At 71.1% G+C, this 19,423-nt stretch carries 17 protein-coding genes; 10 read left to right on the top strand and 7 right to left on the bottom strand.

Going from position 1 to position 19,423, the window contains the following annotated elements:
* Positions 1 to 54: 54 nt before the first annotated feature.
* Positions 55 to 243 (bottom strand): hypothetical protein, encoded by a 189-nt coding sequence (locus ADK54_RS35950; RefSeq protein WP_053729998.1) that lies wholly within the window; start codon positions 241 to 243, stop codon positions 55 to 57.
* 158 nt (positions 244 to 401) lie between these two features.
* Here ADK54_RS35950 and ADK54_RS35945 point away from each other — a divergent pair, with 158 nt between their 5' ends.
* On the top strand, positions 402 to 1,250 hold the full coding sequence (locus tag ADK54_RS35945; protein ID WP_107090694.1) for a carbon-nitrogen hydrolase family protein: 849 nt from the start codon (positions 402 to 404) through the stop codon (positions 1,248 to 1,250).
* Positions 1,251 to 1,287: 37 nt separating this feature from the next.
* On the opposite strand, the gene ADK54_RS35940 is transcribed toward ADK54_RS35945, so the two are convergent.
* On the bottom strand, positions 1,288 to 2,475 hold the full coding sequence (locus ADK54_RS35940; protein WP_053729997.1) for a serpin family protein: 1,188 nt from the start codon (positions 2,473 to 2,475) through the stop codon (positions 1,288 to 1,290).
* A gap of 233 nt (positions 2,476 to 2,708) precedes the next feature.
* Between ADK54_RS35940 and ADK54_RS35935 the strand changes: the two genes are divergently transcribed.
* From ADK54_RS35935 to ADK54_RS35910, 6 genes are all read left to right on the top strand, one after another.
* A complete protein-coding gene (locus ADK54_RS35935) occupies positions 2,709 to 3,836 on the top strand; it encodes a DUF4190 domain-containing protein (protein WP_053729996.1) in 1,128 nt (375 codons plus the stop codon).
* 156 nt (positions 3,837 to 3,992) lie between these two features.
* Positions 3,993 to 4,745, top strand: a complete 753-nt coding sequence (locus ADK54_RS35930) for a GntR family transcriptional regulator (RefSeq protein WP_053729995.1) — start codon at positions 3,993 to 3,995, stop codon at positions 4,743 to 4,745.
* Between the two features lie 198 nt (positions 4,746 to 4,943).
* Entirely contained in the window at positions 4,944 to 5,126 is a 183-nt protein-coding gene (locus tag ADK54_RS35925; RefSeq protein ID WP_053729994.1) for a hypothetical protein, read from the top strand.
* 55 nt (positions 5,127 to 5,181) lie between these two features.
* Positions 5,182 to 5,583, top strand: a complete 402-nt coding sequence (locus ADK54_RS35920) for a (deoxy)nucleoside triphosphate pyrophosphohydrolase (RefSeq protein WP_053729993.1) — start codon at positions 5,182 to 5,184, stop codon at positions 5,581 to 5,583.
* A gap of 125 nt (positions 5,584 to 5,708) precedes the next feature.
* Positions 5,709 to 6,113, top strand: coding sequence for an ATP-binding protein (locus ADK54_RS35915; RefSeq protein WP_053730044.1), 405 nt, complete (start codon positions 5,709 to 5,711; stop codon positions 6,111 to 6,113).
* Between the two features lie 167 nt (positions 6,114 to 6,280).
* Entirely contained in the window at positions 6,281 to 8,845 is a 2,565-nt protein-coding gene (locus tag ADK54_RS35910) for a SpoIIE family protein phosphatase (protein ID WP_053729992.1), read from the top strand.
* Between the two features lie 8 nt (positions 8,846 to 8,853).
* On the opposite strand, the gene ADK54_RS45345 is transcribed toward ADK54_RS35910, so the two are convergent.
* Positions 8,854 to 9,123 carry a hypothetical protein gene (locus tag ADK54_RS45345; protein WP_107090693.1) on the bottom strand — a complete coding sequence of 90 codons (270 nt, stop codon included), beginning with the start codon at positions 9,121 to 9,123 and terminating at the stop codon, positions 8,854 to 8,856.
* Between the two features lie 162 nt (positions 9,124 to 9,285).
* Between ADK54_RS45345 and ADK54_RS35905 the strand changes: the two genes are divergently transcribed.
* Positions 9,286 to 10,323 (top strand): glycosyl hydrolase family 18 protein, encoded by a 1,038-nt coding sequence (locus ADK54_RS35905; protein WP_053730043.1) that lies wholly within the window; start codon positions 9,286 to 9,288, stop codon positions 10,321 to 10,323.
* 7 nt (positions 10,324 to 10,330) lie between these two features.
* Here ADK54_RS35905 and ADK54_RS35900 read toward each other — a convergent pair whose 3' ends face one another.
* From ADK54_RS35900 to ADK54_RS35885, 4 genes are read right to left on the bottom strand one after another with little or no spacing between them, the layout of a single operon-like run.
* Positions 10,331 to 11,101: a succinate dehydrogenase/fumarate reductase iron-sulfur subunit gene (locus ADK54_RS35900; protein WP_053729991.1), complete on the bottom strand. Its 771-nt coding sequence runs from the start codon at positions 11,099 to 11,101 to the stop codon at positions 10,331 to 10,333.
* Complete coding sequence (locus ADK54_RS35895; RefSeq protein ID WP_053729990.1) at positions 11,098 to 13,026, bottom strand: fumarate reductase/succinate dehydrogenase flavoprotein subunit; 1,929 nt, start codon at positions 13,024 to 13,026, stop codon at positions 11,098 to 11,100. Before ADK54_RS35895 ends, ADK54_RS35900 begins: the two co-directional genes overlap by 4 nt.
* 2 nt (positions 13,027 to 13,028) lie before the next feature.
* Complete coding sequence (locus ADK54_RS35890) at positions 13,029 to 13,859, bottom strand: hypothetical protein (protein WP_053729989.1); 831 nt, start codon at positions 13,857 to 13,859, stop codon at positions 13,029 to 13,031.
* A gap of 18 nt (positions 13,860 to 13,877) precedes the next feature.
* Positions 13,878 to 14,171 (bottom strand): hypothetical protein, encoded by a 294-nt coding sequence (locus ADK54_RS35885; RefSeq protein ID WP_053729988.1) that lies wholly within the window; start codon positions 14,169 to 14,171, stop codon positions 13,878 to 13,880.
* Between the two features lie 308 nt (positions 14,172 to 14,479).
* On the opposite strand from ADK54_RS35885, the gene ADK54_RS35880 reads away from it, so the two are divergent.
* Both ADK54_RS35880 and typA read left to right on the top strand, forming a co-directional pair.
* Positions 14,480 to 16,822, top strand: a complete 2,343-nt coding sequence (locus ADK54_RS35880) for an ABC transporter family substrate-binding protein (protein ID WP_053729987.1) — start codon at positions 14,480 to 14,482, stop codon at positions 16,820 to 16,822.
* A 290-nt stretch (positions 16,823 to 17,112) separates the two neighbouring features.
* Positions 17,113 to 19,020 (top strand): translational GTPase TypA, encoded by a 1,908-nt coding sequence (gene typA / locus ADK54_RS35875; RefSeq protein ID WP_053729986.1) that lies wholly within the window; start codon positions 17,113 to 17,115, stop codon positions 19,018 to 19,020.
* The last annotated feature ends 403 nt before the right edge of the window (positions 19,021 to 19,423 follow it).

The following is a 19,423-nucleotide window of genomic DNA, read 5'->3' as shown; positions in this document are numbered from 1 at the left end:
GCGGCGCACCCGGTGCCGCGGGTGCGCCGCTCTCGCTGGGCCGAGCGCTTCACGTCAGATGTCGTAGTCCTGGTCGAAGCGGTCCTGAGCCTCCTGCTGGGCGCGGTCCGTCTCGCTCCGGCCCTTCTGCTGGGCCTGGCGAGCCTGCTCCTGCGCCTGGTCCTTCTTGGCGCCCGTCGCCTGCTTGGCCTTGTTCTTGAGCTCCTGCGACTTGTCGTCGAACTGGTCCTTCATGCTGCCCATCTGGGTTCACTCCTACTGGGGTGTGAGGGGCGAGGAGCCGGGGCCGTTCCCGCGGCTCCCCCGGGCCTCGACCAGCGTGGCACGGAGGGACATTCCACGCATGTCCAGCGGTTACGGACAGTGCTCGGGCATGGGCGCGCGCGGTAGGGTCGAGGTCCGTGATCGAATTCGAGCTTCCCGATGCCCCTCTCCGTATCGCCGCCGCGCAGGCGCAGGCCGTTCCCGGGGAGGTCGAGGCCAACGTGGCCGCCGTGGCGCGGCTGGTGCGAGGCGCCGGGGACGGCGGCGCGCGCGTGGTCGTCCTCCCCGAGAAGTTCCTCAGCGGATACGAGATGGAGCTGATCCGCGCCGACCCCGAGCGCTGTGCCGTACGGCCCGACGACCCCCGGCTCGCCCCGCTCGCCGAGGCCTGCCGGGCGAGCGGGGTCACCGCCGTGGTCGGGGCCGCCGTGCGGGACGGCGGGGAACTGTACGTGTCCGCCCTCGCCATCGACGCGACCGGCGTCGTCGGCCGCTACGACAAGCAGACCCTGTTCAAGCACGAGCGGACGCTCTACCGCCAGGGCCGCGCCGGAGCCACCCTCCAAGTGGGCGGCTGGCGGCTCGGGTTGGGGGTCTGCTACGACTCCGGGTTTCCCGAGCACGCCCGCGCCGCCGCGCTCGACGGCTGCCACGCGTACGTCGTGGGCGCCCTGTTCGGCGAGGGCAGTGGCTACCACGAGTCCCGGATCTGGTTCCCGGCCCGGGCCTTCGACAACACCGTGTACGCGGTGCTCGCCAACCACGTCGGTGTGACCGGGGGCTGGCGCGCCTGCGGGAGCAGCGCGGTGTGGGGTCCCGACGGGCGCGTCGTCGCCGAGGCCGGCCCCACGGACGAGGAACTCGTCTTCGCCGACCTGCTCCCGGAACATCTGCGCGCGGCCCGCGAGGCGGAGCCGATGCTGCGCGACCTGCACGACACGGGGGCCGAGCCGCGCACGGTCCTGGGAACGGCTCCAGCCCGGTAACCCGCTGGTGAAGTGCCGTACTGGACGGGCCAACGGCTCAGTCGACCCACGGGGTGGGCTCCGCCACCCAGCCCGCGGTGAGGACCAGGCGTGAGGTGCGGTGCACCGCCAGGAAGCCGAAGGGGCGGTCGAAGGCCGCCTCTATCCGCCTCACGAGGTAGGACGGGGGAAGCGGGGCGCTGCCCGCGTACATCGCGACGGCGGTCACCGTGCCGGCGCGGAAGCCGAGTTCACCGAAGGTCGCCCTGGCCGCCTGCCGCGCCGAGCCGATGGCCAGCGGGTCCGCGCTGATGCCGTCGAAGTGGCCGCCCGTCAGGTCGCTCGCCGCTTCCAGGCCGAACAGCCGCGCCGATGCCAGCAGGTCGTGCTCGGCGGATAGGTCGAACGGCACGGTGGTGACGTCGAGTTGGGGATCGCGGCTGCGGCTGCGCACGTTCCCCACGGTGAGGCCCGGGCCCACCGCGCCCTGCACCAGGCGGTCGCCGGGCACGACCGGGCAGCGCCCCGCGAGGACGTCGACGCCGCCCGCCAGCACCTGACCCGCCGTCAACTCCTGTTCCCCGAGCAGGAGATGGACGTCGACGCCGGTGTCGCCGAGCACCTTGAGCACGGTCAGCGGGCCGTTCGCGGTCTCCGCCACCGCCACCCGGTCCAGAAGCGAGGTGCTGCGGGACAGGCCGGCCAGTGCGCGACCGGCCCAGGGTCCGGACACGGGCTCCAGGGGGAACTCCCGGAAGGGCTGGAGCCACTGCGTCCGTACCGCCTGGGCCGCCGCGAGGATCAGCTCGGTGTCGTGGTCCACCGCGACCGGCATGGCCTCGATCAGACCGCCCGTGTGCTCCGCGGCCCAGGCGTCCAGGGCCTTGCGGTCCGTCACGGGATCCGAGGTGAGCACCCCGCGCGTGCCCGGCGGCAGTTCGGCCGACCACTCGGGGCGCAGCGGCAGCGTCCGCTTGGTCCACAGCCCGGTCGCCGCGTGCACGCCGCCGATCGCGCCGACGTGGGCCAGGAACTCGCGGGCGCAGCCGGCCGCGTCCTCGGGCCGCAGGCCCACGGCGTCCGCCAGCTCGCCGCGCGCCGGGCCGTGCGCACCCGCCGCGAGGAGGGCGAGCAGCGGCCAGACGCCGGCCGCGGAGAAAACGGTGCCGGCCGTGCCCGCGTGGATGCTTCCCCACCGTGCAGTCAGCGCGTTGGCCGCTTCGATCGCGGCAGCCCTGGATGCCATCCCGCTCCTCATCCCCCCGTACGCGCCCGCGTACGATGCGCATTCGCGCAACAGTTCGCCCCAGCCTTACGAGGAGCACCGTACCCGTGGAGATACCGCCGCCGCCCGCACCCGGGCAGCCCCAGCAGCCGCAACCGGGGCAGGGGTACGGCTGGCCGGCGCCGCCTCGGGCGCCGGGGGGACATTCGGGTCCTTACCCGGGTCCGGCCCCGGTCCCGTACCCGGGGCAGCCGATGAACGGCGGGCCCTGGTATCCGTATCCGCAGGCGCCGCAGCTGCCGCCCGTGAGCGGTCTGGCCGTCGGCTCCCTCATCACCGGCATCCTGTGCTGCATACCTCCGCTCGGCCTGATCCTGGGCGCCGTCGCGCTCGGGCAGATCAAGAAGAAGGGGCAGCGCGGCAAGGGCATGGCCGTCACCGGGATCGTGTTCTCGACGATCGGCACGCTCCTGCTGATCGTCTCCATCGCGACGGGCGGAATCTCCGGCGGCTGGCAGAACTTCAAGGACGGCTGGAACAGCTCCACCTCCACGCGCAACACCCTGGACCTGCGCAAGGGCGACTGCTTCGACGTGCCCGGCGGCAAGCTGGAGCGCGAGGTCGTCTCCGTGCGGGTCGTGCCGTGCAAGGGCAAGCACGACGCCGAGGTCTCCGGCTCGTTCGTGCTGGCCGACAGCGGTGCCTATCCGGGCGCGGACGCCATCTCGACCCAGGCCGACGCGCGGTGCTGGGACGTGGAGCAGGCGTACGCCATGGACAGCTGGAAGCTCCCGGCGGGCGCGGGGCCGTACTACTACACCCCGAGCCCGAAGAGCTGGGGGCTCGGCGACCACACCGTCACCTGCGCGTTCGCTTCGGAGGGCGGCAAGCTCGAAGGGTCGGTGCGCAATGACGCGGCCACCCTCGACGCCGACCAGCTCGCGTTCCTGAAGGCCGCCAACGACGTGGAGCGCACCCTGGCCAAGGCCCCCGACGAGGACCGGGTCGAGGACGACCTGCCCGGGTTCAAGAAGTGGGCGGGGGAGATGACCGGCTCACTGGGCCTGGACGCCGAGGACTTGAGCGCGCACACCTGGGCGGCGGGGAAGCTCGCGTCCGTGCAGGCGTACATCAACGGCATGAAGGCCGCGCAGGACGAGTGGGTGCGAGCGGCGGGCGCCTCCGACGCGAACGCGTTCTACCTGCACTCCGGGGCGGCGGACAAGGCGATGAAGCAGGCCGACGAGATCGCGGCGCGCGGCGCCCTCGGCCTCGCGACGACCCCGCCGTCGACCGACGACGGCCACTCCGGCGGCGGCAGCGGCGGAAGCGGCGGCGGCAGCGGGACCGGTTCCGGAACCGGTGGTTCCAAAAGCGTCTGAGACGGTCTCGGGGAGGGCAGAACGTACCCGCTGTACCGCGGGTACGCCTTGGGCAGAGGCGCTTCATCACTTCGAGTGAATGTCTGGCCTTTGCTTGCGGTCGCCAACCCACGGTTGCCACGCTGTTGCAGTCTGTCAACCTGATGGGAGTGGCCCGTGACATTCGGTGAGCAGCCCGCCTATCTGCGCGTAGCCGGCGATCTGAGGCAGAAGATCGTGGACGGTTCGCTGCCGCCGCACACCCGGCTCCCCTCGCAGGCCAGGATCCGCGAGGAGTACGGGGTCTCGGACACCGTGGCGCTCGAAGCCCGCAAGGTCCTGATGGCCGAGGGCCTGGTCGAGGGCCGCTCCGGGTCGGGGACGTACGTGCGCGAGCGCCCGGTGCCCCGCCGGGTCGCCCGCTCCGGCTACCGGCCCACGAAGGGCGCCAGCCCCTTCCGCCAGGAGCAGGCCGAGGAGGCGGCGCGCGGGACGTGGGAGTCCCGCAGCGAACAGGAGGAGGCGACCGCGGAGATCGCCAAGCGGCTCGGCATCCGTCCCGGCGACCGCGTCATGCGCACGCGGTACGTGTTCCGCGACGCGGGCGAGCAGATGATGCTGTCCACGTCGTGGGAGCCCCTTTCCGTCACCGGCCGCACGCCGGTGATGCTGCCCGAGGAGGGGCCGCTCGGCGGCTGCGGGGTGGTCGAGCGGATGGGCGCGATCGACGTCGTGGTGGACAACGTGGTCGAGGAGGTCGGCGCCCGCCCGGGGCTCGCGGAGGAGCTCCTGGCGCTCGGCGGGGTCCCCGGCCATGTCGTCCTCGTCATCGAGCGGACGTACTACGCCTCGGGGCTCGCGGTCGAGACGGCCGACGTCGTCGTCCCGGCCGACCGTTACCGGATCGCGTACCACCTGCCCGTGAAATAGCAGCCCCGATCACAGGGGAGAAGGGGGCGCACCCAGCTGGTGCGCCCCCTTCGGCGTGTGCCGCCGATGACCGAATTCGTATCTCTTTGTGAAAACCCGTATCCGCTGAGTAAAGGTCAGGCGTAGGCTCGGGCATATGCGGATTGCGGTTTCCTGGGGATGCTTACTGACCTGCACGCCGACGCCGGGAGAGGTGCGATGAACGACAGTGGGGCTGTGCTCGCCTGGCAGGTGATCCGCCAGGACGACAACGGCAACCAGTACCGCGTCGGCAAGTACGCCACGCGCGCCGAGGCCGAGCAGATAGCGGACCGCCTCGACGTCCGGGGGCACAAGCAGCTCTACTGGGTCGAGCGGATCGGCACCCCCGCCCAGCAGTAACCCCCCGCCAGGCAGGATGCGGGACGGCCGGAGGGGGCGCGTTACGCTCCGGCGCATGAACGAGACCGTGGTGGTGGCCGGAGCCGTGTACGACCGCGGGCGCCTGCTCGCCGCCCGCCGCAGCGCCCCGCCCGAGCTGGCCGGCCGCTGGGAACTGCCCGGCGGCAAGGTGGAACAGGGCGAGAGCCCGCAGCAGGCCCTCGTGCGCGAACTCCGCGAGGAACTCGGCATCGAGACCGAGCCGCTGGAACGCATCGCGGGTGAGTGGCCCCTCAAGCCCGGCCTGGTCCTGCACGCCTGGACCGCGCGACTCCTCGACGGCGAGCCCCGCCCGCTCCAGGACCACGACGAACTCCGGTGGCTGGCCCCCGAAGAGGCCGACGCCGTCGACTGGCTCCCCCAGGACCGCCCGGCGGTGGCGGAAGCGATGCGCATCCTGGGAGCCTTGAGCCGCTGAGCGGGGCCCGCCCTCCCCGGGGAGCGCTTTCGTGCCGCCATACGCCCCACTTGGGGATAGGCCGTACCAAATATCGGGTATGTGCCTATTAATCGTTTCTAAACCCCCCGAACCATCGGATGCGGGTGATCGGCGTGATCGACACCTCGGGCGAGTGCGCCGAGTGGACCTTCCCTGCTGAACCAGGAGCCGTACGGACCGCCAGGCATGCCGTCCGGGACGCCCTGAGCGGCTGGGCCCTCGACCACGGGACCGTGGACGTGGCAGTGCTCCTGGTCAGCGAGCTGGTGACCAACTCCCTGCGGTACGCCGAAGGGCCCATCGGAGTCCGGCTCGACCGGCTCGACATCACCACCCTGCTGGTGGAGGTGTCCGATCCGCTTCCGGATCCGCCGGTCGAACGTACAGCCGGAATCGACGACGAAGGGGGCCGGGGCATGCAGCTCGTGGCCTGTTCCGCCCGGCGCTGGGGAACGCGCCACGGCAGAACAGGCAAGACCGTGTGGTTCGAGCTGGCTCTGCATGGTTAGAAGGAGGGAGGGACGGACGATCACAAGCCCCGGTTGAGAACCGGCCGACAACGGCTGGAAAAGAACGAGACCGGGATGTGATCGTGAACGCCGTGTCGGCTGGGGCCGTAGTGCTGAATACTGCGGTCAAGGCCGGTCCGGTGCGGTGAGCTGGAGGGGACGGTCGCGTGAGCGAGATACCTGAGACGGCTGGCGATGTCGTGTGGCAGAGCAGCCCGCCTGGCTCGATCTATGACTACATCCGCGTCGCCTCGTTCTCGATCGGGCCCGACGGGCTGATCGAGCAGTGGAGCCTGCGGGCCGAGGAGCAGTTCGGCCTGGCCGCGGCCACTGTGATCGGCCGCGACCCCGTCGAGGCGTTCATGCCCCCCGAGCTGCGCGCGCGCGGCCACCGCCGGGTCGCCGAGATCCTGGACGGCAAGGAATGGACCGGCGTCGTCCCCTTCCGCATGCCGTCGCCCGACGGGGGCGAGCGCGCCCAGGGACTCGCCGAGCTCTACGTCATGCCGAGCCGAACGGCGGCCGACGAACGGGCCGCCCTCTGTATCGTCGTCGACGTACGCGCCCTGCGCGGCATCGAGACCGACCTGGCCGCCTCGCAGGCCATATTTGGTCAATCTCCCTATGGCTTCCTGCTGTTCGGTACGGATCTCACCGTGCTGCGCGCCAACCGGCGCTTCGCCACCGTCTTCGGAGGGGCCCCGGAGGAACACCGCGGCCACACCGTCCACGACTACCTCTCCCGCCCCGAGGCCGACCGGATGTCCGCCGCGCTGCAACGGGTCCTGGACACCGGGGAGTCCGTCACCGACCTGCAGATAGTGGGCTCGGCGCCCGGCGGCGCGGACCGCAGGCACTGGTCCATCAACCTGTACCGGGTGCACAGCGGCACCGGGCGCCCGATCGGCGTCGCGGGCCTCGGCATCGATGTGACCCGCCGTCACAACGCGGCCCGCGAGGCCGCCGACGCCCGCCGTAACCTCGCCCTCCTGAACGAGGCGGGCGCCCGCATGGGCAACTCCCTCGACCTGGAGACCACCGCCCGCGAACTCCTCGACATCACCGTCCCCGGCTTCTGCGACCTCGCCTCCGTCGACCTCTACCAGGCCCTGCTCGCCGGCGACGACCCCGCCTCCGGGTCCTCCGACGGGCGCGGAGAACTGCGCCGGGTCGCCTTCGCGAGCGCCGTCTCCGACGGCCCGCTGGCCGGCGGCGAAGGCGCCGAAGGAAGTGAGGGCGGCGAACGGGAGGTGGGCGTGGGCGACGTGCACCGCTACCGGTTCCACTCGCCGTACGCGAGCGCGCTGCGCACCGCCCGCGTGCACACCGTGCGGGGCGCCGACGGGGGCCTCGTGCACACCATCCTCGCCGTCCCGATGGTCGCCCACGACACCGTCGTCGGCCTGGTGCAGTTCGCCCGCGCCAAGGGCAGCGAACCGTTCGGCGAGCGCGACCGGGCGCTCGCCACCGAGCTCGCCTCGCGCGCCGCCGTCTGCATCGACAACGCCCGCCTCTACCGAAGGGAGCACGAGCGCGCGCTGATCCTCCAGCGCTCCCTGCTCCCACCCGGCGACCCCGAGGCCGCCGGGCTCGACATCGCCTGCCGCTACCTGCCGGGCAGCGCCGAGTCCGAGGTCGGCGGCGACTGGTTCGACGTCATCGAGCTGCCCGGCCACCGCACCGCGCTCGTCATCGGCGACGTGATGGGCCGCGGCCTGCGCGCCGCCGTTGCCATGGGTGAACTGCGCACCGCGGTGCGGACGTTGGCGCTGCTCGACCTCGAACCGGCCGAGGTCCTCTCCCACCTCGACGAGATCGCCCGCGGGCTCGGCGCGCCCGGCGGCAGCCAGCAGGCCTCCCGCGTCGCCCACAAGTCCCGCGACGCCGACCTCTCCGAGGTGTACCTCGCGACCTGTGTGTACGCGGTCTACGACCCGGTCACCCGGCGCTGTACGTTCGCCAACGCCGGGCACCTGCCGCCCGTCCTGGTCGAACCCGGCGACGACCCGGGCGAGCCCGCCATGCTCCTGGACGTGCCACCCGGGCTGCCGCTCGGCGTCGGCGGCGAGCCCTTCGAGGAGGTGGAGGTCGACCTGCCCGAGGGCGCGCTGCTCGCCCTCTACACCGACGGCCTCGTCGAGTCCCGGGACCATCCGCTCGACGAGGGCCTCAACGCCTTCCGCAAGACCCTCACCGACCCGGACCGTCCCCTTGAGGACGTCTGCGACCAGGTCCTCGGCTCCCTCGACACCCGGCACGGCGAGGACGACATCGCGCTGCTCCTCGCCCGCATCCAGGGCCTGCCCGCGGACGCGGTCGGCGACTGGCGGCTCCCGCGCGAACCCCGCTCGGTGGGCCGCGCCCGCGAGCTCGCCCGCACCCAGCTGCTCGCCTGGGACCTCGACGACCTCGTCGACACCACCGAGCTCCTGGTCAGCGAGCTGGTCACCAACGCGCTGCGCTACGGCGACGGCGAGATCCGGCTCCGCCTGCTGCGCGACCGCACGCTCGTGTGCGAGGTGTGGGACGCGGGCCTGGTCCAGCCCCGGCGCCGCCGCGCCCGCGACACGGACGAGGGCGGCCGCGGCCTCCAGCTGGTGGGCCTCCTGAGCGCGGCCTGGGGCGCCCGCCGCACCCCGCGCGGCAAGACGGTCTGGTTCGAACTCGCCCTGCCGGACGGGGAGTCGGCCCCGCCGGAACTGACGGAGGAGCAACTCCTGAGCATGTTCTGACCGCGCCCCTAGGGCGCCGGCGGTGTCCGGGGCGGTGGCCGACCCTGGCCGGGGGTGGTGCGGGTGTGGGTCCGGCGCCTTCTCTTGAGGTACGCGTACGCCGCCGACACGCCCGCCACGACGATCACAACGACGGGCAGCACCAGATCGCTGGCCGAACTCCCGGAGTCGTGCGTGCTGTTGGCGAGGGCGGGGGTGGCGGGGATCAGACTCCAGCACAGAGCGGCGAGCGTGCCCCGGGCGGCACGCCGCCGAGCTCTTCCGACGGGCGGCGTCACGCTCCGAGCGTATGGCTGGAACAGAACCCTGGCGACCGGAAAGCCCCTCTGCGCCCCTCGGGCGTCTGGAGGGGCCGGCGTCCAGGGGTGGGACCCCTTGAGCAGGGGGCCAGCTAATCTGGGGCGCAGGGTTTCGGAGGGGGAGACGTGCGCGTGGGCGGGATACGTAGCTGGTGGACCGGCCGCGGAGGGCGCTGGACGCGACGCACCCTGCTCGCGGCCGTGCTGGTCGTCGCCGTCACCGTCGCCGCCGCCGGAGTGGCGCTCCGCGCCCAGTACGCCGGCGCCCCCGGCCAGGACACCCGCACCCGCGGCCGGGACGCGTACTGGCTCGGCCACGCCTGGGTCGACGGCCGCAAGAACGACAAGGACCTCGACGCCTTCGCGGCCAAACTGCGCGGCAGCGGCATAAAGGACCTCTTCGTGCACACCGGCCCGCTCGACCACGACGGCACCCTGCCCGCCACCCGCTATCCCAAGGCCCGCTGGCTGGTGGAGGGCGTGCACCGCAGGCTGCCGGACGTGCGCGTACAGGCCTGGCTGGGTGACCAGTTGGCCAGCGAGGGCCCCGTCGGGCTGCGCCTGAACAACCCCGTGACCCGCACGGCGGTCGTCACCACCGCCCGCCAGGTCCTGGACGGCGCACACTTCGACGGCGTCCACTTCGACCTGGAGCCGCTGCCCTCGGGCGACAAGAACTACCTCGCCCTGCTGGACTCGCTGCACGCGCTCACCAAGCCCCGCGGCGCCCTGCTCTCGGTGGCCGCGCACCAGATAGACCCGCTGCCCGCACTGCACTCGGCGGCCGAAGGCCTCACCGGCCACGGCAAGTGGTGGGCGCAGGCCTACTTCGGACAGGTGGCCCGCCGCGTCGACCAGATCGCCGTGATGTCGTACGACACGGCGATGCCCGTGCAGAGCCTGTACGGCGGCTACGTCGCCCGCCAGACCGCCCTCGCCCTCCAAGTCACCCCGAAACAGACCGACTTGCTGATGGGGCTTCCGTTCTACGAGGACGAGAGCATGTCCCACCACGGCTCCGCCGAGACGGTCGAGGCGGCCGTGCGCGGCGCCCGCCTGGGCCTGGCCCGCACCGACCGCCACCGCCAGCACTTCGGCGTCGCCCTGTACGTCGACTTCGCCGAGCGTGATGAGGACTGGGCCGCCTATCGCAAGGGCTGGAGCCCTCCGCAGAGTTGACGTATCGTCAGGAATCGCGGCGCCGGATCCGGCTCCCCAGCCACACCAGTGGGTCGTACTTGCGGTCCGCCGCCCGCTCCTTCAGCGGGATCAGCGCATTGTCGGTGATCTTGATGTGCTCGGGGCAGACCTCCGTACAGCACTTGGTGATGTTGCAATAGCCGAGCCCGTGCTCGTCCTGGGCGGTCGTCTTGCGGTCCAGGCCCGCCTCGGACGCCGCGTCCAGCGGGTGCATGTCGAGCTCGGCGACGCGCATCAGGAAGCGCGGGCCCGCGAAGGCCCCCTTGTTCTCCTCGTGGTCGCGCACCACATGGCAGGTGTCCTGGCACAGGAAGCACTCGATGCACTTGCGGAACTCCTGCGAGCGCTCCACGTCGATCTGCTGCATCCGGTACTCGCCCGGCGCCACCCCCTTGGGCGGCACGAACGCCGGCACCTCCCGCGCCTTGGCGTAGTTGAAGGACACGTCGGTGACCAGGTCGCGCACAACCGGGAACGCCCGCAGGGGAGTCACCGTGATGACGTCCCCGGGGTCGAACACCGACATCCGCGTCATGCACATCAGCCGCGGCCGCCCGTTGATCTCCGCGCTGCACGAACCGCACTTGCCCGCCTTGCAGTTCCAGCGGACCGCGAGGTCGGGGGCCTGGGTGGCCTGGAGGCGGTGGATGATGTCGAGGACCACCTCGCCGTCGTTCACCTCGACCGTGAAGTCGGTGAGCTCACCGCCGCCGGTGTCGCCCCGCCAGACCCGGAAGCTCGCATCGTACGTACTCAACTCTTGAGCTCCTCTTCGGCGAGGTACTTGACCAGCTCCTCCTTCTCGAAGAGGGAGAGCAGATCGGCACGGATGGGGTCGGTCTCCTCGCGCACCAGCCTGATCTGGCCGCGCTCGGAGTCGGGCGGCGCCAGGCCCTCGGTCGGGTCGGCGAGGTGGCACAGCAGGTTCACCCGGCGCCAGGTGCGGTCCATCCCGGGCCAGTCCTCGCGGGTGTGCCCGCCGCGGCTCTCGGTGCGCTCCAGGGCCGCCCGCGCCACGCACTCGCTGACCAGCAGCATGTTGCGCAGGTCGAGCGAGAGGTGCCAGCCCGGGTTGAACTGGCGGTGCCCCTCGACCCCGGCGCGCCGCGCCCGCATGCGCAGCTCGGCGAGCTTGCGCAGCGCCTGGTCCATCTCGCCCTCCCGGCGGATGATGCCGACCAGGTCGTTCATGGCCTGCTGGAGCTCCTGGTGCAGGGTGTACGGGTTCTCGACGGGCGAGCCGTCCTCGGGGGCCTCCGCGCTGAACGGGCGCAGGGCCTCCGCGGCCGCCGTGTCGACCTGGATCTCGTCCACGGCGGGGCGCGCGGCGAGCGAGGCCGCGTACTCGGCGGCGTGCAGCCCGGCCCGCCGGCCGAAGACCAGCAGGTCGGAGAGCGAGTTGCCGCCCAGCCGGTTGGAGCCGTGCATGCCGCCCGCGACCTCACCGGCCGCGAACAGTCCCGGCACGCCGCGGGCCGCCGCGGTGTCGGACTCGACCGCGATGCCGCCCATCACGTAGTGACAGGTGGGCCCGACCTCCATCGCCTCGGCCGTGATGTCCACGTCCGCCAGCTCCTTGAACTGGTGGTACATGGACGGCAGCCGACGCCGGATCACCTCGGCGGGCATTCGCGTGGACACGTCAAGGAAGACGCCGCCGTGCGGGGTCCCGCGGCCCGCCTTGACCTCGGCGTTGATGGCCCGGGCGACCTCGTCACGCGGGAGCAGCTCGGGCGGGCGGCGGTTGTGGTCCGGGTCCTCGTACCAGCGGTCGCCCTCCTCCTCCGACTCCGCGTACTTCTCCTTGAAGACGTCCGGCACGTAGTCGAACATGAAGCGCTTGCCGTCGGAGTTCCTGAGCACCCCGCCGTCGCCCCGCACCGACTCGGTGACCAGGATCCCCTTGACCGACGGCGGCCAGACCATGCCCGTGGGGTGGAACTGCACGAACTCCATGTTCAGGAGCGGCGCCCCGGCGAGCAGCGCGAGCGCGTGCCCGTCGCCGGTGTACTCCCACGAGTTGGACGTCACCTTGAAGGACTTGCCGATGCCGCCGGTCGCGAGCACGACCGCTGGGGCCTCCAGGACGAAGAAGCGGCCGCTCTCGCGCTCGTAGCAGAAGGCGCCCGAGACCCGGTCCTCCTCCTTCAACACCCGTGTGACCGTGCACTCCTGAAAGACCTTCAGCCGTGCCTCGTAGTCCCCGAACTCCTTCTTGTCCTCCTGCTGAAGACTGACGATCTTCTGCTGGAGGGTGCGGATGAGTTCGAGGCCCGTACGGTCGCCGACGTGGGCGAGGCGCGGGTACTCGTGGCCGCCGAAGTTGCGCTGCGAGATCCGGCCGTCGGCGGTGCGGTCGAACAGGGCACCCCAGGTCTCCAACTCCCATACCCGCTCGGGCGCTTCACGCGCGTGCAGCTCCGCCATCCGCCACTGGTTGAGGAACTTGCCGCCGCGCATGGTGTCGCGGAAGTGCACCTGCCAGTTGTCGCCGGAGTTGACGTTGCCCATGGAGGCGGCGATGCCGCCCTCGGCCATGACGGTGTGCGCCTTGCCGAAGAGGGACTTGCAGATCACCGCGGTACGGGCGCCCCGCTCCCGCGCCTCGATGGCGGCCCGCAGGCCCGCCCCGCCCGCGCCCACCACGACGACGTCCCACTGCTGCCGTTCGAGTTGTGTCATGTCTAGAAGAACCTCGGATCGTCGAACGCCCCGGTGGCGAGCAGATACACATAGAAGTCGGCGAGCGCGACGCTGATCAGTGACGCCCAGGCGAGCAGCATGTGACGCTCATTCAGCTTTCCGACCCAGCCCCAGAGCCGGTAGCGCACCGGATGCTTGGAGAAGTGCCGAAGCCGGCCGCCGATGATGTGCCGGCAGGAGTGGCAGGACAGGGTGTACGTCCAGATCAGCGCGATGTTGACCAGGAACACCAGGCTGCCGAGCCCCATGTGGCCCCACCGGTAGTGCTCGTCGCGGAACGAGAGCGCCGTGTCGTACGTCAGGACGCCGGCGACCAGGACCGCGAAGTAGAAGAAGTACCGGTGAACGTTCTGCAGGATGAGCGGGAAGCGGGTCTCGCCGGAGTACTTCTCGTGCGGCTCGGCCACCGCGCAGGCGGGCGGCGAGGCCCAGAAGCCCCGGTAGTACGCCTTGCGGTAGTAGTAGCAGGTCAGCCGGAAGCCGAGCGGGAAGATCAGGATGAGCAGCGCGGGGGACAGGCCCCACCAGCTGCCGAAGACGTCCGCGTTCGGGCCGTGCCGCATGGGTGCGCAGTTGTCGGCGAGGCACGGGGAGTAGAACGGCGAGACGTAGGGCGCGTGGTAGTAGTCCGCGTTCGCGAACGCCCGCCAGGTCGAGTAGGCGATGAAGGCGAGCAGTCCCGCGGCGGTCACGGCCGGCGCCAGCCACCAGCGGTCGGTGCGCAGATGGCGGGGCGCGATGGCGGCGCGCGAGGCGTCGTGGACGCCGGTGCCGGTCCCCGCCGGGGGAGAGGGTTCCGTGCCTGTGGCCAAGAGTGGCTCCAGTGGAGGTCAGGGGGCGCGTCGGCCGCGGGACCGGGTGCTCCCGAGCCCTTCGTCGTCCGCATCGGTCCAGAGCGAGGTGTCGTACGGGGTGTCGGGAATGGTGACCAGGTCGGGCCGGGCCGCCGTGGCGCCGGGGGCCGTCTCGCGGAGCAGTGCGAGGCTCTCGCGCAGATGGTCGGCGTCGGTCTTCACCCGCCTGATCTCCAGGCCGTGCCCGACCTGTTTCTCCAGTCGTCCGACGCACTTCACGAGGTCGTCCAGGCAGCGCTGAGCCGCCGTCAACTCGTCCTGCAGGGACATGACTTGCCTGCCTTTCGCCGGAGCGGGTGGCAATGTTCATGCGCCTGAGAGTGTCGCGCCTCACATGCGCGGTTGTGAAGGTGCGTGCACGACGTTGTGGGGTTGCGGAATCGGGGCGCGCCCCCTATGAGGTGTCGCGAGCGGAGCGGCTGTCTTCGCGGGTGCGTTCGGCCGCACGGGTGGGGTTCGGGGCTCGCTGCGCCGTGTCGCCGCCCGGGCGGCGGAACCGTCCTCTTCAGTGGCTGGGATAGGTGTGATCATCGCGAAATGGCATCAAGTCCCACAAATCTGACGAAGAGGTACAAGCCATGTCCCACGTCGGTGACCCGAACGGGAGGGCGCCCCGGATCGTCACGGCGATCCGGACCGCGGCCTCCGTCCGGTCGCGCTCCGTCGCGCTCCTGACCACCGGGGTGCTCGTGCTCCCCGTGCTGCTGACCGGCTGCGGCTCCGCCGACAGCGGGACCACGGCCGGAGCCGCGCCCCAGGACATCGGGGTCGCAGAGCGGCCGCAAGTCGCCGACGGGGGCACCCTGAAGTGGGCCGTCGACGCGATGCCCGAGACGCTCAACACCTTCCAGGCCGATGCCGACACCGCGACCCAGCGGGTAGCCCAGGCCGTGCTGCCCGCGCTGTTCACGCTGGACGAGCGGGGCCGGCCGCAGCGCAACGCCGACTACCTGGAGTCCGCCGAGGTGGTCAATCGCGAGCCCAAGCAGGTCGTGCTCTACAAGCTGAACCAGAAGGCGGTGTGGAGCGACGGCCGCGAGATCGGCGCCCCCGACTTCGTCGCCCAGTGGCGCGCGCTCAGCGGCAAGGACTCGGCGTACTGGACCGCCCGCAACGCCGGGTACGAGCGCATCGAGAAGATCGAGAAGGGCGCCAACGACCTGGAGGTCAAGGTCACCTTCGCCAAGCCGTACGCCGACTGGCGCTCCTTGTTCAGCCCGCTCTACCCGAAGGACGTCACGGGCACCCCCGACGCCTTCAACGACGGCGCCCGTACGAAGCTGAAGGCGACCGCGGGGGCCTTCCGGCTCAAGGAGGCCGACCGCGCCAAGGGCGTCGTCACCCTGGAGCGCAACCCGCGCTGGTGGGGCCACCCGGCCAAACTCGACACCCTGGTCCTGCAGGCGGTGCCGCGCGACAAGAGGGCCGCGGCGCTCGCCGCGGGCACCGTCGACATGGCCGAGATCGACCGGGCGGACGCCGACCGCATCACGCTCGCCGAACGCGACAAGGGCCAGGCCGTCACCCACGGCCCGGCCGCCGCGATCACGCCCGCCTCCGCGCTGCGCTCCTGGGCCATCGCCCACAGCGGCGAGGACGACAAGGCCGAGGCGGAGCAGGAGGCCCGCAAGGAGAGCCGGGCCGCCATCGAGAAGTACGCCGGGGAGCAGGCCGGGCTGCGCGGCTTCGAGATCCGCAAGACCCTGGAGCCCGCGTACACCCAGCTCGCCCTCAACGGCGCTTCCGGGCCGCTGGCCGACGAGCGGGTCCGGCGCGCGGTGGCCCGCGCGCTGAACCGCCGGGAGATCGCCGAAGAGGTCCTCAAGCCGCTCGGGCTGCCCGCCCAGCCCCCCGGCAGCCACCTCGCGCTGGCCGGCCAGGACGCGTACACCGACAGCAGTGACGCGCTCGGCAGCCAGGACACGAAGGAGGCGCGGGCGCTGCTCGCCGACGCCGGGTGGACGACCGACGGCGCCCGGATGAAACCGAAGCAGGCGCCGGCCAAGGCGGGCAGCGAGGCCGACGGCGAGGACTCCGACGACGGCAAGCGCCTGGCGACCGGGACCCGCCCCACCACCGGCAACCACCCCAACGACGAGGGCACCTACATCGTCGGCGACGACAAGCCCGGCAGCGCCGGACCCGGCTCGTACGGGCTGACCCCGGCCCGCGCCGCCGCCGTCCAGCAGGCCGCGCTGCTCAAGCAGGCCCGCGTCTTCGACACCGAGCCGGCCGAGCAGGGCAAGCAGGCCGCCGACAAGAACACCAAGACCGAGGCCCGGCCCAAGGGCGGCGCCCCCGGCGCGTACGCCCCGAAGGGGACCGCCGCCCCGGCGCCGCAGGGCGGCCCGCTCGGCAAGGACGGCAAGCCGCTCACCCTGCGCTTCGTGCTGCCCTCGGGCCCCGGCTCGCAGGCGCTGCGCGGCGTCGGCGACAAGGTCGCGGCCGAGCTGAAGGCCGTCGGCATCAACACCGAGATCGTCAAGGTCGCCGACGACAGCTACTTCAAGGACCACGTCGCGTCCGGCGACTTCGACCTGGCCCTGTACTCGTGGCCCGGCACCGCCTATCCGGCCACCGACGACCGGCCGATCTTCGCCAAGCCGGAGCCCGCCTCCGACGGCTCGCTGCTCGTCGAACAGAACTACAGCCGGGTCGGCACCGACCACATCGACCAGCTCTTCGAGCAGGCGGCCGGTGAGCTGGACGAGGACGAGGCCCGCGACCTCGTCCAGAAGGCCGACGCCAGGATCTGGGCGGCGGCCGGCTCGATTCCCCTCTACCAGCGTCCGCAGCTGGTCGCCGTGAAGCCGAACGTGGCCAACGCAGGCGCTTTCGGCTTCGGCGCCCCGCACTTCCAGGACATCGGGTTCAAGAAGCCGGAAACGGCACCCAACGCATCGAAGAACAGTAAGAAGTAGAAGGGAAAACCAGCAGGTCAGAGCCGGAGGCGTCAAACGGCCCCAAGCTCAGAACCTGCTCAAGTCACTTGCCCGCCGGCCCCGCCGGCGGGCAAGGTCGTGTACGCCCCTGACCCAGGCTCAATCACGACGAAGCTCCCTGCTCAAGATCGGCAGAATCGGCCCGGGAGGCCGTCGGCGCGGCGGCCCCGTACCATGGGAGGCAGCCGTGGCCTGTCTGCCCGGCGGGCGGACGAGGACTCGACCGCGTCAGACGCCTGATCCCACGATCGAGAGAAGCGCTAGCCAGCATGCCCACGCGCCACGACATTCGTAACGTCGCCATCGTCGCCCACGTCGACCACGGCAAGACCACCCTGGTCGACGCCATGCTCAAGCAGGCCGGTGCCTTCGCCGCGCACGCCGCCGAGTCGCTCGACGACCGCATGATGGACAGCAACGACCTGGAGCGTGAGAAGGGCATCACGATCCTGGCCAAGAACACGGCCGTCAAGTACCACCCCAAGGATGGCGGCGACGTCATCACCATCAACATCATCGACACCCCGGGCCACGCCGACTTCGGTGGCGAGGTCGAGCGCGGTCTGTCGATGGTGGACGCGGTCGTCCTGCTCGTGGACGCGTCCGAGGGCCCGCTGCCGCAGACCCGCTTCGTGCTCCGCAAGGCGCTGCAGGCCCGGATGCCCGTCATCCTCTGCATCAACAAGACGGACCGCCCGGACTCCCGGATCGACGAGGTCGTCAACGAGACGTACGACCTGTTCCTGGACCTGGACGCGGACGAGGACCAGATCGAGTTCCCGATCGTCTACGCCTGCGCCCGTGACGGTGTCGCGTCGCTGACCAAGCCGGAGAACGGTACGGTCCCGGCCGACAGCGACAACCTGGAGCCGTTCTTCTCGACGATCCTCTCCCACGTCCCGGCCCCCGAGTACGACGAGGCCGCCCCGCTGCAGGCGCACGTCACCAACCTCGACGCCGACAACTTCCTCGGCCGCATCGCGCTGCTCCGCGTCGAGCAGGGCGAGCTGCGCAAGGGCCAGACGGTCGCGTGGATCAAGCGGGACGGCACGATCTCCAACGTCCGCATCACCGAGCTGATGATGACCGAGGCGCTCACCCGCAAGCCGGCCGAGGTGGCCGGCCCCGGTGACATCTGCGCGGTCGCGGGCATCCCCGACATCATGATCGGCGAGACCCTGGCCGATCCGGAGAACCCGATCGCGCTCCCGCTGATCACGGTCGACCAGCCGGCGATCTCCATGACCATCGGCACGAACACCTCGCCGCTGGTCGGCCGCGGTGGTTCCGGCAAGGGCGCGGACGCCAAGGCGACCGTCAAGGACCGCAAGGTGACGGCTCGTCAGGTCAAGGACCGCCTCGACCGCGAGCTCATCGGCAACGTCTCGCTGCGCGTCCTCGACACCGAGCGCCCCGACGCCTGGGAGGTCCAGGGCCGCGGTGAGCTCGCGCTGGCGATCCTCGTCGAGCAGATGCGCCGCGAGGGCTTCGAGCTGACCATCGGCAAGCCGCAGGTGGTCACCAAGCAGGTCGACGGCAAGACGCACGAGCCGGTCGAGCGCCTCACGGTGGACGTCCCCGAGGAGCACATGGGCGCGGTCACGCAGCTCATGGGCGTCCGCAAGGGCCGCATGGACAACATGTCCAACCACGGCTCCGGCTGGGTCCGCATGGAGTTCGTCGTCCCGTCCCGTGGCCTCATCGGCTTCCGTACGGAGTTCCTGACGAACACCCGCGGCACCGGCATCGCCCACTCGATCCACGAGGGCCACGAGCCGTGGTTCGGCACGCTGACGACCCGTAACAACGGCTCGCTTGTCGCCGACCGCGCCGGTTCGGTCACCCCCTTCGCCATGATCAACCTGCAGGAGCGCGGTGTGCTGTTCACCGAGCCCGGCACCGAGGTCTACGAGGGCATGATCGTCGGTGAGAACTCGCGCGCCGACGACATGGACGTGAACATCACCAAGGAGAAGAAGCTCACCAACATGCGTGCCGCTTCCGCCGACAACACCGAGAACGTGGTGCCGGCGCGCAAGCTCTCCCTGGAGCAGTCCCTGGAGTTCTGCCGCGACGACGAGTGCGTCGAGGTGACCCCGGAGGCCGTGCGCATCCGCAAGGTCGTCCTGGACGCCAAGGAGCGCGGCCGCACCGCCTCCCGCGCCAAGCGCAACTGACGTACCCCGTACGTCCAGAAGGCCCGGTTCCGCGCAGGTCGCGGAGCCGGGCCTTCGGCGTTGCCGGCCGGGTTTGGACGGCCGCGTACACACGCGCGGGCGATCAAGTTCAAAGGACTGTCAAAGAGCCTCGTGAACGGCGGGTGCGGCCCTCTACGGTCAAGTTGTTTTAACGGGCACGCTGTTCGGATATCGACCGTCGCTCTCCGGAAGATGTATTAACGGTCCGTTTCGGGGGTGTCTGTCTGTGCTCATTTTGTCCGGATTTCGGGCTGTTGACCGGTACCGATGTTGTCAAAACGAGACCCTTTAAGTGTGGTTTACAGCCCGGCCGTACTTAATAGTTGGCTCCATTGAGCTCGGGTCAATGGGTCACGCACTGTGGGGAGTGCCGACTCACGAG

The organism is Streptomyces sp. WM6378, assembly GCF_001279695.1.
Classification (GTDB): Bacteria; Actinomycetota; Actinomycetes; order Streptomycetales; family Streptomycetaceae; genus Streptomyces.
Note: the sequence above shows the minus strand (reverse complement) of the source record. Positions and strands in the feature narration are given on the sequence as shown.

Bases quoted from the DNA above. Each gene is read 5' to 3' on its own strand.
- ADK54_RS35950 (WP_053729998.1), bottom strand. From the start codon at position 243: ATGGGCAGCATGAAGGACCAGTTCGACGACAAGTCGCAGGAGCTCAAG.
- ADK54_RS35940 (WP_053729997.1), bottom strand. From the start codon at position 2,475: ATGGCATCCAGGGCTGCCGCGATCGAAGCGGCCAACGCGCTGACTGCA.
- ADK54_RS35935 (WP_053729996.1), top strand. From the start codon at position 2,709: ATGAACGGCGGGCCCTGGTATCCGTATCCGCAGGCGCCGCAGCTGCCG.
- ADK54_RS35925 (WP_053729994.1), top strand. From the start codon at position 4,944: ATGAACGACAGTGGGGCTGTGCTCGCCTGGCAGGTGATCCGCCAGGAC.
- ADK54_RS35920 (WP_053729993.1), top strand. From the start codon at position 5,182: ATGAACGAGACCGTGGTGGTGGCCGGAGCCGTGTACGACCGCGGGCGC.
- ADK54_RS35895 (WP_053729990.1), bottom strand. From the start codon at position 13,026: ATGACACAACTCGAACGGCAGCAGTGGGACGTCGTCGTGGTGGGCGCG.
- ADK54_RS35885 (WP_053729988.1), bottom strand. From the start codon at position 14,171: ATGTCCCTGCAGGACGAGTTGACGGCGGCTCAGCGCTGCCTGGACGAC.
- ADK54_RS35880 (WP_053729987.1), top strand. From the start codon at position 14,480: ATGTCCCACGTCGGTGACCCGAACGGGAGGGCGCCCCGGATCGTCACG.
- typA (WP_053729986.1), top strand. From the start codon at position 17,113: ATGCCCACGCGCCACGACATTCGTAACGTCGCCATCGTCGCCCACGTC.